This is a genomic window from Auritidibacter sp. NML120636, assembly GCF_003185945.1.
Taxonomy (GTDB): Bacteria; Actinomycetota; Actinomycetes; order Actinomycetales; family Micrococcaceae; genus Auritidibacter; species Auritidibacter ignavus.
The window spans coordinates 1-12,910 of sequence record NZ_QHLO01000017.1; the positions used below are offsets into that span (position 1 = coordinate 1).

A 12,910-nucleotide genomic window follows, 5' to 3' on the forward strand; every position below is an offset into this window, starting at 1 on the left:
GGCACGTCGAGGTCTTTCAGATGGCTTGTGTAGGAACTTCCATCATCGGAAGGCCTCGACCTCTATCCAGCTATCGACGCGCCACTTCCCCGAGACCCCCGTCTACACCCTCGATTGTGAAGAGCCAGATAAGGTTGGAACAAAACTGTCATTTCTTAGGCCTAACCGCAAGTCGGCCAGGTCGTTGCTTTCGTTGAGTAAGGTGGGGAAGTCTTAGGTCGTAGCCCGTTCGAAAGTGGCGACCGGATTGGTTCACCGATGGTGAAAATATTGTTTATCATGCCGTAGGTTGTGGATTTCCAGTAGGCGATGCGTTGCGGATCCCCTTGTGAAAAGGAGGGGGAACTAGCGTTTTGAAAACCGTATCCTAAAGATTTTGTCGGGCTTCTACCGTCGCAACGCAGTACAACAACTTTGAGTTTGCCATGCCGATATTCCAAGTCCGTATTGTATGGGTGGCTCTAGCTTCATCCGTGTCGGTTTTGCTTCAGTCTACCGGTAAGCGTGCAAAAAGCTGGGGCTAGGTATTCTGGTGAAATTACAAAAATGCTAACGTCTCTGTCGGGAACTTCTTTGTTCACAATTCGCTTCTCTTCCCTGGAGCTGGTTCCAGGCAATTGCGCGAAAATAAACACTGTTGCCCCCCGATCTGACCGATGAGTTCCAAATCCCCCTTTCGGGAGAACTTGGCCTATTTGTTAGTGCGTTTGCTAACACTATATATCTGCCCAACGTATTTACCAATGCTAAAGTACTTATATTTGGTATTATAGATATGATAACTATTTCTTATAGTATTCAAATACTGTCTCGCTGAAAGGATAATTAGAAAACTATTATGATAGAGAGTAGTTAACCGCTCTGTTTTCGAAGTGTCTGTGATTCTATTTGGTTTAGTATTACTAGTTGAGTGCAAGGAATTGTTGTCGTGGAGAAGTGCGTGTTCCGGGATTTAGGAAAGGCATCTTTTGTCAATGTACGGTAGCGTCGCTGAGCCGATTGGTTGCCTCCCTGGGGTAGAAACACCGCCTTATTGCTGAAGAAAGCGGCATATGCTGTAGTTGCCTGGTCTACCTCAAGGCGGATTTTGGTAGAGTAAATTGCAGAAGCGACCCTTATAATCTGGCCCCACGGTTTCGATAGCTTCAGCTTGGTTAGCTTAGTTACTACGTGAAGAGAGCGCCGGTAGAAGGGGCTAAAGAATAGAGGCGCGAGTGCGACTAACGATCCTACGTGCGTAGTTTGACTTGCTATATTAGCGCCTGAGCTTGCGCTAATCTACAATGGTTCAGCCGAACATAGGTTGATGAGAGAATTCAAACGGCAATTTTATATGTCATGTTAGAACAAGGAATGCGAGTGTCTGTTAAAACGTCGCAGGCCTTCGTTGCTGTCGAGACGGATGTTGCTCGTCAACTGACATGCCACCCAAACAAGATCGGACCAATTGATTCTCTTTGTTTTGATGTTTTTATGATGGCAAAGTGGTTGTTCAAGCCCTCGGGTTTGTAGGTGTAGGCCCTACTTCGGCCTGGTCTTTTTGGGTTAGGTCGGAGAGCGTTATCTGAAGTGAGAATCGACGCTCAGACGGCAACAGGGCCAGTCCAGCCACACAGAGGGGGCTGGACTGACCTTGTTTAAAGAGCCCTGAGAGTGCCCGGCTGTGTACTCGATGAACGAGCAACACCCTAGACGCAAAATGAGGCCATTCGATACAGTGTTGAACGACACGGGGTGCCTGAGAATGGGCTGAGAATACACCCGAGAACCTGATCGAATTAATCTTCGCGGAGGGATGTCATTGCTGTGCTGGTACCGAATCTTGGTACCTGTGAAGCGAGTCAACGTCAGGCCTTATTCTGTGTGCACGATCGTGTCCTGAGTTTTTCTGTGCAAGAACGGAAAGGACAACAGGACGAAATGAGCCAACGTTTTAGTCAAGAACTCCTTGAAGCCAATCGCGACACCTGGGAGGAAGCGATTAATCACCGGTTCGTGACCGAGCTTTTCGAGGGAACAATCGATGACGCCGTGATGGCCGGATATCTCGACCAGGACTACCGCTTCTTTGAAGCGTTCTTACAGTTACTGGGCGCCGCCATCACCACCGCGGACCGGCTCGATGCACGGTTACGATACGCCAGCTTCGCCGGAGAAATGGTCAATAGTGAAGACACCTACTTCCAGCGAGCCTTTGACGCACTGGGCGTTACCGATGAACTCCGCGCATCGACTCCAGACACCCCGAGTGCCGGCGGTTTCGTCGATCTGATGCGGGAAGCGGCATCCTCGCAAAACTACAGTGCCGTGGTCGCGGTGCTGATGGTCACCGAGTGCTTGTACCGAGACTGGGCGGCCCGAGCTCCCGAGAACCATCCGGAGAGTTTTGTTCATCACGAATGGATCACCTTGCACGACAACCCGGACTTCTTGAGTTTCGCGACCTTCCTCGAACAGGAGGCCGACCGTTCCGGGGCGCAAGATGCCGAGACCGCCCACGACTTTTTCCGCCGGGCGGTGGAGCTTGAGCTCGGCTTCTTCAACGACACCTATAAGTACCCGCTGAAAGGAATCCACGCATGACGTTGTTCAACGATCTGAAGCAGGCCAACCTGGAGGTGTGGCAGTCCTATACTCGTCACGAATTTATCCAAAAGTTGGCCGCTGAATCCCTAGAACTCGAAGCCTTCCAGCGCTACCTGATTCAGGACTACCACTTCCTGATTCACTTTGCCCGCGTCTATGGACTGGCCGTGTATAAGCAACACACGCTCGAGGGCATCCAACATTCGATGGATGGGCTGAAGAACATTGTCTGGGAAACCGGATTACACACCTCGATGACCGCCGAGTGGGGGATCAGCCCCGAGGAACTGAACGCGACCCCTGAGGACCTTGGCACGGTGGCCTACACCCGCTACGTACTCGACACTGCGCTGACCGGTACCCTGCTGGACCTGTACGTCTCCCTGGCACCGTGTCTGATCGGCTACGCCGAAATCGGTGCCGAGATTGCACCGGCCCTGGAAAAAAATCCCGACCACCGGTATAAAGAGTGGATCGAAACCTACATTGATCCACAGTTTGTCAAAGCCTCGGAACAAGAGGTTGACAACCTCGACGCGCTGGCTGGCGAGGGGCCGTTGTCTGACCAGCGATTCGCCGAGTTGTCACACATCTTTGCCACCGCCTCACGCTTGGAAGCCGAGTTCTGGCAACAAGCACTCTAAGTGGTTAGGCCCGTAGGGCGAGGTGATTGACGGGCCCGTGCCCGGTCTGCGGAGCATAGGAGAGTTCCCACTGTGCTCCAGCGGCCAGGGCGCGGGCCAGATCAGTTTGGCCCTTCTTGATCCACGCCAACAGATCCTCGGAGCTTGGCGGGGTCTGAGCGGATACGTTCAGGGCCGCTCGGGCTGCGATTGCTGACGACAACGTGCAGCCGGTGCCGTGCGTATTGCGGGTGCTAACACGGGGGATCGGTAGCGAATAAGCTTCACCGTTGATGACGACCACATCGGTCATCTCCTGGGTGTCGTGGTAGAGGTGACCACCTTTGACCATCACCGCTCCAGTTCCATGCTGAGCGAGAACGTGGGCCTGTTTAGTCATCTGTTCGAGACTTTCGGCCTCAGCATCGGCATCGGAGAGCCGCGCAGCTTCGGGAAGGTTGGGGGTCACCACATCCGCTAACGGAAGCAGGTGCTCGACCATTGCCAGAGCGGCATCGTCATCGGACAAGCTATCTCCGCTGGTGGCTACCAGTACCGGGTCGACGACGAGAACACCGAATTCTTCACGCCGATCGGCAATGATCTTTGCGACCGCCTTGACCATCTCGGCCGAGCCGAGCATCCCAATTTTCGTGGCGTCAATGGGCAGATCATCCAGCACCGATCTGATTTGAGCCCGCAGATCATCGATACCAATGGGGATCACCTGTTGAACGCCCTGGGTGTTCTGTGCGATCAGCGAGGTAATAGCGGAGGTTCCGTACACCCCGAGGGCGGTGAAGGTTTTCAGATCGGCCTGAATGCCGGCTCCTCCCGAGGGATCTGTTCCGGCGATGGTTAAGGCGGTGGCTGGTCGAGATGTCATCGGTCCTTGCCTTCCTTTCGTTCCTTCCGTGTTTTGCTGTGTCTTGATGATTCGAGGGCGAGTAGTGGAGGGTGAAGCGTTGTGCTGGGACAGTTATTCACGGTGCAACGCCGAGAATAACTGCGCAGCCACCTGGGCGGGATCGCTAGCTGCAGCGATAGCAGAGACCACACAGATCCCGTCCACGCCGGTTCTGCGATAGATATCAGCCGCATTGGTGGTGTTGATGCCACCAATGGCAACACATTTCACCTTGGAGCCGGCTGTTGCCTGAACGCACTGGCTGATCCCGGTGAGACCTAAGGGCGTGGTAGCATCGGGTTTCGTGGGGGTCACAGCAAACGGGCCGACGCCCAACACATCAGCCAGCTGGTGATCTACGGCCTCTCGTACCTGCCGGGGGGTTGACGTAGATAACCCAATCATCACCTCCTCCCCGAGCACGGCACGAGCTTCAGAGATTGGGGTATCGGTTTGTCCCAGGTGTAGGTGACAACCGAGCTGGCGGGCCACGTCCAGCCGGTCGTTGACGAAGAACCTGACCTGCTCGAACCGTTGTTGCCCTAGCTGGTTGCGCACGGCGTGCTGGCAGGCCACGGTCAGTTCGGCGAACTCCTCGTCGGAAAGCGTCTTATCTCTGACCTGGACGACACCGGCCCCGCCTTTCACCGCCTCGACCACGACGTCGGGAACCGCAGTGAGACCACCGGAGTATTCGGTATCGGTGATGTAGTAGAGCCGCCAGTCGGTGGTGTCAGCGAGATGTGTGGAATGCCGTGACATACTTTAGGCCTGTTCGGAGTCGAGGGTGATCAGCTCGAGCACGTCGTCGGCGCTCAGGGTGTGGAGGGCATCCAACCAGGCCACGGCAAAATGTCCCGGTGCGCTCGCGGTCTGTCCCGCAACGGTCCCAGCCGCCGAGACCAAGGCGTGGGACGCCACCACCGCAGCGTGGTGTTGGGCAGGCAACTGCGCGACGCCCAGAGTTGCGGCAGTCAGGGCGCCCAAAGCGCATCCGGTGCCGATGACCTGTTGCAACATCGGGTGCCCGCCGGTGACGTGAGTACGCGCTACTGTGGAGACGACCAGGTCGGTGGGCCCCGAGGCGGCCACGACTGCTCCACTACGGTGGCTCAGTTCTGCTGCAATGGTGGTAACCGCCTCCACGGAGTCGGTGGAGTCAACGCCACGCCCGCCGGAACCGGTTCCCGCTAGAGCCGCGATTTCTGAGGGGTCGCCACGGATCGCAGCGGGGCGGGAGTCCAGAATGGAACGGGCAAACTGGGTGCGGACGCTCAACCCGCCGACCGCAACAGGGTCGAGCACCCACGGGGTGTTGGCTGACTGCGCGGCGCTGACCGCTGAGGTCATGGCCTGGCGGATATCGGGGGTCAGTGTGCCGACATTGACCAGAACCCCGGAAGCGACGTGGGCGAACTCGCCGGCCTCTACAGCGTCTTCCACCATCGCCGGTGCTGCCCCGGCCGCCAACAAGGCATTGGCGGTAACCTGTTTGACCACGTTATTGGTCAAACAATGCACCAGCGGATGGCCGGTTTTCACCTGGGTCAGGATGGCGCGCACGTCGTCGTGAATCGCCTGAGGGGTCAGTTCATCTGCCACAGTGACTATTCCTTTCCAGCAAGGGGATGGACCACAACGGCCAATACGGTGGGCGTTAACGCGGGGGCACCGTGCCAAAAGAAACCCGCAGACAGCTCGGGCAGACAAGAAAGAACCATCCGGAAAGAGCACAGGGCATGCACAGTGACCCGGTGCAACCGGTGAGACGTCCCTTCGCCAGTACGAGCTGGATCAGGTTCAACGGGTATCTTCTCAGCTTCCGTGTGGTGACGTGAAGCACCCCGCGTCATGGAGCTCAGTCTAACTCATCGCGGTTAATATTGGCTAGCAGAGCCGCGACCGAGGGTGCCGGAGAGGTCGCTGGATAGGCAAGCGCCAGAGGTAGCTCCACTGGCGGATCAAGGTCCAAAATCACCGCGTCGGGTCCTGTGACGCTGGGCTCCTGCAAGGTCGAGCGAGGCACGAGTGAAGCGAACTGGGTGGAGGTCGCCACAGCAAGGAGTGTTGGGAGAGTGGTCGTTTCCAACGCCGGGTGCAGCTCGACCCCTACACGCGCCATGGCTCGATCGAGCATGTTTCGTGCCTGCATGGCAGGAGACAACACGGCAAGCGGAATGTGGGCAAGATCGGATAAGCAGATGGAAGGTGAGGGAGACTGTGCCAGGTCTACCACGTGCGGGTATTGGTCCAGCAACTCCCGGCTGGCCAGGAGCTGATATCGGTCCTCTGCCACACGATGGGTATAGAGGTCATCTTCTGCGCCCAGATCGAGGATGATCCCTGCATCGAGCTCGCGGTGGCGCAATCCGTGGAGGATATGATCATTGGACCCGGAATCGACACTGACGGTGACCGTCGGATGTGTTTTTCTCAGGGTGGTCACCAGCTGTGAAGCGATGGCCAGCCCGGTAGGAACGGTACTGAGGCGAAGCGGAATTGTGAGGTGTTGCTGGGAGTACTCGAGCTCAGCGACCATCGAGCGATGATCGGCCAGGATGCGCTCGGCCCACTTCAGCACCACGTGCCCCTGCTCAGTGATCCCCTCCATGGCGTGACTACGGTGAATGAGTTCCACACCCAGCTCGGACTCCAGCTTCTTGATCGAGGCAGACAGCGTTGACTGCGAAATGAAACAGGCTTCTGCAGCACGTGCAAAATGTTGTTCTCGTGCCAAGGCCACAAAATAGGCCAGCTGGTTCAGGTGCATTGCCGGTCACTCCTCGGACGTTTAACGACCGCGGGCCGGTAGCCAGTATGGCTACCGGCCCAGGATATGACCGAGTTTAATCGATGGGGCTTGTCAGGGCCCGGTTACTTCGACTGGCGGTAGGAGGAGGCACCGGTTCCGGCGTAGTCTCCGCCGTCAACAATGAGGTATTCGTCGCGGATCTGACGGTTGGCAAGGAAGTCTTCCAAGATCTCACGAGTACCGGCAGCATAACGAGCCTGAGCCGACAGTGACGAACCCGAGGTATGCGGAGTCATGCCATTATGTGGCATGGTGCGCCATGGGTGATCTTCCGGTGCCGGCTGCGGGTACCACACGTCTCCGGCGTAGCCGGCCAATTGCCCCGATTCCAGAGCGCGGACGACGGCATCGCGATCCATGATGGCACCGCGGGCGGGGTTCACGATATAGGCGCCATGTCGCATCGTGTTCAGCAGTTTTTCATCGAACATGCCCTCCGTTGACGGTGTCAGCGGAGTGTGAATGCACAGCACATCAACGTGCGGTACCAGCGCTTCGGCAGACTCGTGGAAGGTCAGATTGTACTTCTTCTCGTAGTCTTCGGGCAGACGATGCTGATCGAAGTAGTGCAGTTTGACATCGAAGGGTGCCAGGCGCTCGATGACAGCCCGACCGATGCGCCCGGCCGCCAGCACACCAACATCCATTCCCTCCAGATCGTAGGACCGAGACACAGCTTCAGCAATGTCCCAACGACCGTTGCGGGAGATGTCGTGCTGGTGCAGATAATCACGCACCAGGGCCAGCACCATCAACACGGTGTGTTCGGCGACCGAAATTGAGTTGGAGTAGGTCTCCTCTGCCACGGTGATTCCGCGCTTGGCGGCCTCATCCAAGTCAACGTGGTCAGAGCCAATGCCGGCGGTCAGAGCCAGTTTGAGATTCTTGGCTTTCTCCAGGCGCTCCTTGGTCAGGTAGGCCGGCCAGAACGGCTGGGAGATCACAACATCGGCATCGGGTAGCTCACGGTCAAATTCGGAGTCTTCCCCCTCTTTATCAGAGGTCACCACCACATCGTGGCCTTCAGACTTCAACCAGTCGACGATACCCAGCCCACCGGAGACGCACCCCAGCAACTCACCCGGGGTGAAATCGATATTGTCAGGGGTTGGTAGGGACTGGCCATCTGGGTATTCGCTGAGCTCGGGGATGCTCTCGCGGGCGTACTGGGGAGGGTATCCATCAGCAGGATCGGGGTAGAGGACCATGAGAATTTTCGCCACAATAACCTCCTTGTTGTTATTGATCTATGGGCTGTGCCTCTAATCCTTACCCTATGGAGCGCGTCACAGGCGGTCCAATAGAAATCTCCGATGCGATGATCGGAAACCCCGATCAGCCGGTCCGGGCGATAATCCTGCGCGCGTGAGCGATGAGCGGACCGTCGACCATGGTGCCCCGGAAGGAGAACACTCCCTGGGGGTGGTCCTCGACAGCTGCCAGCAAAGCACGAGCATATTCTTGATCTGCTGCGCTGGGGGTGAAACCCTCCCGGATCGTCGCCACATGTGAGGGGTGGATACATGCTTTGGCGCTAAAGCCGGTCGCTACAGCGTCTTCGACTTCCACTCGCAGACCCTGCAGATCCTGGATATCGGCCCAGATCGAATCCACACAGGCCACCCCGGCACTTGCGGCGGCCACCATCACCTGGGACCGGGCAAAACGGGGGACATCCCGGTAGGTTCCGTCGGCATGACGTGAGGAGGAACCGCCCATGGACGCGATGAGATCCTCAGCACCCCACATCATGGCCACCACCCGCGGATGCTCGGCGATCGCTGCCGCGTAGGCCACACCACGGGCGGTTTCCACCAGGGCCACCATCCCCACATGGTCGTCCAGACGAGACGCTACGGCATCGAGCTGATGGACCGATTCGACCTTCGGGACCATCACCGTGGTCACCGAACTACCGGCCAACGTCGCCAGGTCGGCCCGAGCCATCTCGGTACCGACAGGATTGATCCGCACTATCGTGCGGGCTGCCAGCGTCGCATCCTGCGCCACGGTCGTGGCCAGATGTTCTTGCAGAGCGTGACGGGCCCGGTCTTTGGCATCAGGGGCAACCGCATCCTCCAGGTCGAGGATGACCGCATCAGCCCGTTCGGCCGCTTTGATGTATCGCTGCGGACGGTCGGCAGGGCAGAACAAGATCGCCGGCCCCAGCGTGAAGATATCGCGTGGTTGGTTCATGGACGCTGTCCTGACTGCTCTCGCCGATGTTCAGCTTCGTTCTTCCACAGCAGCGTGGAGCGCACACACTCGGCAACCACGGTGCCATCCTGATTAACACCTACGTGCTGGAACTTCACGATGCTCTGATGCGGGCGGGAAGCAGAATCCCGCTTGTCCAGGATTTCGGTGCGGGTATACAGCGTGTCACCGTGATACATCGGGTGCGGGAATGCGACAGTGTCGAAGCCTAGATTAGCCACAATGGTCCCTTGAGTCAGTTGGGCTACTGAGGCGCCGACGATGGTTGCCAAGGTCAGCATAGAATTCACCAGGGGTTGGCCGAAGGACTGTTGGGACGACCAGTGCGCGTCCAAGTGCAGCGATTGGGTGTTCATGGACAGAGTCGTGAACAGTACGTTGTCGGCCTCGGTGATGGTTCGACCCGGGGCATGCTGATAGATTGTGCCGACCTCCATCTCATCGGCGTAGAGGCCCCGTTGCACCACCACCGGCGGTGTCTGATCTGCGGTACTCACAAGCAGGCTCCTTTTTCACATAGCATTCGGTTTGTCGATGCTCAAGGGGATTACATGCCCAAGGATCGAGCGATCAGCATCAACTGGACCTCGGTGGTGCCTTCGCCGATCTCCAGGATCTTCGAATCGCGGTAGTGGCGAGCGACCAGAGACTCGTTCATGAATCCGTAGCCGCCGAAGACCTGAGTGGCATCTCGAGCGTTATCCATGGCCGCCTCGGAGGCCACCAACTTGGCGATCGAGGCTTCGGTTTTGAACGGTCGGCCCGCGACCAATTTCTGTGCTGCATCATAGTAGGCCAGCCGTGCGGTGTGGGCGCGAGCCTGCATCCGGGCGATCTTGAAGCTAATGGCCTGATTGCGGGAAATGGGAGAGCCGAAGGTGATGCGCGTATTGGCGTACCGGACCGCTTCATCCACGCATCCTTGGGCAACACCGGCCGATAACGCGGCAATGGCCACCCGGCCCTCATCCAGGGTGTGGAGGAAATTAGCAAAGCCACGGCCCCGTTGACCCAACAGGTTTTCTTGTGGCACTCTCACGTCATTCAGCGTCAACGGGTGGGTGTCGGAAGCATTCCAGCCCACCTTGTCATAGGCCGGTTCGGCGGTGAAGCCCGGGGTGTCGGTCGGCACGATGATCGTGGAGATTTCATGGTCCCCAGTCACCGCAGTCACGGTGACCACCGAGGTGATGTCGGTTCCGGAGTTGGTGATGAATTCCTTATTTCCATTAATCACCCAGTGGTCGCCGTCTGCACGAGCAGTGGTGCGGGTGCCACCGGCGTCGGATCCGGCGCCCGGCTCAGTAAGACCGAAACCGGCCAGCTTTCGGCCGGCAACCAGGTCGGGAAGCCAGCGTTGCTTTTGCTCCTCCGTCCCGAAACGGTAGATCGGCATCGCGCCCAGGGAAACTCCCGCCTCCAGCGTAATGGCAACGGATTGATCGACTTTGGCCAATTCTTCCAATGCCAAGCACAGGGCGAAGAAATCCCCGCCCATGCCCTCATAATCCTCGGGGAAGGGGAGACCGAAGAGGCCGAGTTCTCCCATCTGAGCAATGACCTCGTAAGGGAAGCTATGCTCGCGGTCATGCTGTGAGGACACAGCAGCGACGACGTTCTGTGCGAAGTCGCGGACGGTAGCAATCAATTCCTGTTGTTCATCGGTGAGATCAAGGGACATCGCCAAGGTCCTTTCGTGGTGGTCATCACCAGCTAGTTTGCGGGCTCGTTTTCTGGATTCTTGTCATCGTCAGGGGTGATGCTGGCCAGCACTTGGCCGAGCTTGACCTGTTCGGTTTCTGCTGTGTGGATCGTGACGACACCGTCGAAGGGAGCGACCAGCCGGTGCTCCATCTTCATAGCTTCCACGATCACCAGCGTGTCGCCGGCTGATACCTGGTCTCCGGAGGTTGCCAGCACCGACATCACAGTGCCGGGTAGCGGGGAGCTCACGTCCGGGTTGGAGATAAGCCCGGCAGTGCCAGCCTGCTGGGCTTGGACCTCGTTGCTGGTGATGGCCTGTCGGTCACTGATGGTCAGCAGTCCGGCGAAGTTCGGGGTGAAACACCACAGCTGGCTTTGCCCGGCGCGTTGTGTGGCGACGACCGCGTGCACCCTGGTGGTCATTGACTCTGGTGTGGATAATAGGTACTCATGGTCTCCCACCTGCTCGACCACCGTGGAGGGGTCCAAGGTGACGTCGAAGTCTTCGGTGTCCCCGGAAGCCGTACGGTAGCTGACGTGCCGGCGGACGCTTGGCGACTCGGCCATGCTGCGCCACCCATCGCAACGCCATCCGGAGGACAGGCTGGTGGTCGGAGCCGGTTCAAAGTGGTAAGCCAATGTGGCTGCAATCTGTGCGTCGTCGGCTCCGGGCCCCGGGAAATCCATCTCCGGCAGGATCCGTTCGATCATGGTGGTATCTAACGCCCCGGCTCGGACCCGGCTATCATTGATCAACTGTCGTAGATAACTGATATTGGTCTGGACCCCGAGCACCACCATGTTCTTCAACGCCCGATCGAGACGGTCTAGCGCCTGGTCACGGTGCGTGCCGGTCGCGATGACCTTGGCAAGCATCGGATCGAAATTCGTGCCGATGACACTGCCACGACGCAACCCGGAATCAACCCGCACCCCGGTGCCGGCCGGTTCGGCCAGTTCGAGGATGGTTCCGGTGGAGGGCAGGAAGCCGGCGGCAGGAACCTCGGCATACACCCGAGCCTCGACCGAATGACCGCGCAACTGAATCTCGTCCTGGGTGTAGGCTAGTGGCTCGCCGGCGGCGATGCGAAGCTGCTGTTCCACCAGATCGATGCCCGTGATTTCTTCGGTGACCGGGTGCTCGACCTGCAGGCGAGTATTCATCTCCATGAAGTAGAAGGTGTCCGGGTCGTGATCGGAGACTAAGAACTCCACGGTTCCGGCACCGCGATAATTTACAGAGAGAGCGGTATCGCAGGCGGCCTGACCAATTCTGGCACGCGTCTGGTCGGTCAAGACCACCGAGGGGGCTTCTTCAATGACCTTTTGGTGCCGGCGCTGCAAGGAGCATTCTCGTTCGCCCAGGTGGATGACATTGCCGTGCTGGTCGGCGAGAATCTGGACCTCAACGTGGCGTGGGGAGCCGATGAGCTGTTCAATAAAAAGCGTGTCATCGCCAAACGAAGCGTGGGCGATACGTCGAGCGGTGGCCAACATTTCCGGCAACTGGTCCAAGAACTCGGCAACGTACATGCCCTTCCCGCCACCGCCGGCAGACGGCTTGATCAGCACTGGAAAAGTCATCGAACAGGCTTTGTCGACCAGCTCCTCATCACTGAGTCCGGGTTCAGAAATCCCTTGAATGAGTGGGACCCCGGCGGCACCGACGTGCTTTTTTGAGGTGATCTTATCGCCCATGATCTCCAGGGCCTGTGCATCGGGACCGATGAACGTGATCCCTGCTCGAGCACAGGCTCTGGCAAAGTCCGCATTCTCTGACAGGAAGCCGTAGCCGGGATGGATAGCGTCAGACCCCGTCTCCACCGCAGCGGCCACGACCGCGTCGATGTCCAAGTAGCCGGTGGTGGCCTGGTGGTCGGGTAAATGCACGGCTCGGTCGGCGAGTCGGACATGCAATGCCTGGGCATCCGGCGTGGTATACACCGCCACAGCGGTCATGCCCATCTGGTGAACGGTCCGGATGACCCGGCACGCAATTTCGCCTCGGTTAGCGATCATAACGGTGCGGAAGACTGAAGCGGTGGGTTGATCCATGAGTCA

11 protein-coding genes and 2 riboswitches are annotated in these 12,910 nt (G+C 58.2%); of the genes, 2 read left to right on the forward strand and 9 right to left on the reverse strand.

From position 1 onward, the window contains the following. The first annotated feature begins 1,720 nt into the window (after positions 1 to 1,720). Positions 1,721 to 1,813: riboswitch (TPP riboswitch) on the forward strand. A 107-nt stretch (positions 1,814 to 1,920) separates the two neighbouring features. Together DCC25_RS10800 and DCC25_RS10805 are read left to right on the forward strand one after the other, a co-directional pair. Next, positions 1,921 to 2,583: a TenA family protein gene (locus DCC25_RS10800; RefSeq protein ID WP_110101711.1), complete on the forward strand. Its 663-nt coding sequence runs from the start codon at positions 1,921 to 1,923 to the stop codon at positions 2,581 to 2,583. After that, the gene (locus DCC25_RS10805) at positions 2,580 to 3,230 is read left to right on the forward strand and encodes a TenA family protein (RefSeq protein ID WP_110101688.1); all 651 of its coding nucleotides are present in this window, start codon (positions 2,580 to 2,582) and stop codon (positions 3,228 to 3,230) included. The genes DCC25_RS10800 and DCC25_RS10805 overlap by 4 nt, the downstream gene beginning before the upstream one ends. A 4-nt stretch (positions 3,231 to 3,234) precedes the next feature. Here DCC25_RS10805 and thiD read toward each other — a convergent pair whose 3' ends face one another. From thiD to DCC25_RS10850, 9 genes are all read right to left on the reverse strand, one after another. Continuing rightward, the gene (gene thiD, locus DCC25_RS10810) at positions 3,235 to 4,095 is read right to left on the reverse strand and encodes a bifunctional hydroxymethylpyrimidine kinase/phosphomethylpyrimidine kinase (protein ID WP_110101689.1); all 861 of its coding nucleotides are present in this window, start codon (positions 4,093 to 4,095) and stop codon (positions 3,235 to 3,237) included. A 93-nt stretch (positions 4,096 to 4,188) separates the two neighbouring features. Continuing rightward, positions 4,189 to 4,878: a thiamine phosphate synthase gene (thiE, locus tag DCC25_RS10815; protein ID WP_110101690.1), complete on the reverse strand. Its 690-nt coding sequence runs from the start codon at positions 4,876 to 4,878 to the stop codon at positions 4,189 to 4,191. A 3-nt stretch (positions 4,879 to 4,881) separates the two neighbouring features. Beyond that, on the reverse strand, positions 4,882 to 5,718 hold the full coding sequence (gene thiM, locus DCC25_RS10820; protein ID WP_233488078.1) for a hydroxyethylthiazole kinase: 837 nt from the start codon (positions 5,716 to 5,718) through the stop codon (positions 4,882 to 4,884). Positions 5,719 to 5,870: 152 nt separating this feature from the next. Continuing rightward, positions 5,871 to 5,973, reverse strand: a riboswitch (TPP riboswitch). 1 nt (position 5,974) lies between these two features. After that, positions 5,975 to 6,886, reverse strand: coding sequence for a LysR family transcriptional regulator (locus DCC25_RS10825; RefSeq protein ID WP_110101691.1), 912 nt, complete (start codon positions 6,884 to 6,886; stop codon positions 5,975 to 5,977). 104 nt (positions 6,887 to 6,990) lie between these two features. Next, positions 6,991 to 8,151, reverse strand: coding sequence for an NAD-dependent formate dehydrogenase (locus DCC25_RS10830; protein WP_110101692.1), 1,161 nt, complete (start codon positions 8,149 to 8,151; stop codon positions 6,991 to 6,993). A gap of 112 nt (positions 8,152 to 8,263) precedes the next feature. Continuing rightward, positions 8,264 to 9,124, reverse strand: a complete 861-nt coding sequence (locus DCC25_RS10835; protein WP_110101693.1) for a CoA ester lyase — start codon at positions 9,122 to 9,124, stop codon at positions 8,264 to 8,266. Continuing rightward, the gene (locus DCC25_RS10840) at positions 9,121 to 9,642 is read right to left on the reverse strand and encodes a MaoC family dehydratase (protein WP_334228547.1); all 522 of its coding nucleotides are present in this window, start codon (positions 9,640 to 9,642) and stop codon (positions 9,121 to 9,123) included. The genes DCC25_RS10835 and DCC25_RS10840 overlap by 4 nt, the downstream gene beginning before the upstream one ends. Positions 9,643 to 9,692: 50 nt before the next feature. After that, positions 9,693 to 10,826 (reverse strand): acyl-CoA dehydrogenase family protein, encoded by a 1,134-nt coding sequence (locus DCC25_RS10845; protein ID WP_110101694.1) that lies wholly within the window; start codon positions 10,824 to 10,826, stop codon positions 9,693 to 9,695. Positions 10,827 to 10,858: 32 nt separating this feature from the next. Next, positions 10,859 to 12,904, reverse strand: coding sequence for a biotin carboxylase N-terminal domain-containing protein (locus DCC25_RS10850; protein ID WP_110101695.1), 2,046 nt, complete (start codon positions 12,902 to 12,904; stop codon positions 10,859 to 10,861). Between the last annotated feature and the right edge of the window lie 6 nt (positions 12,905 to 12,910).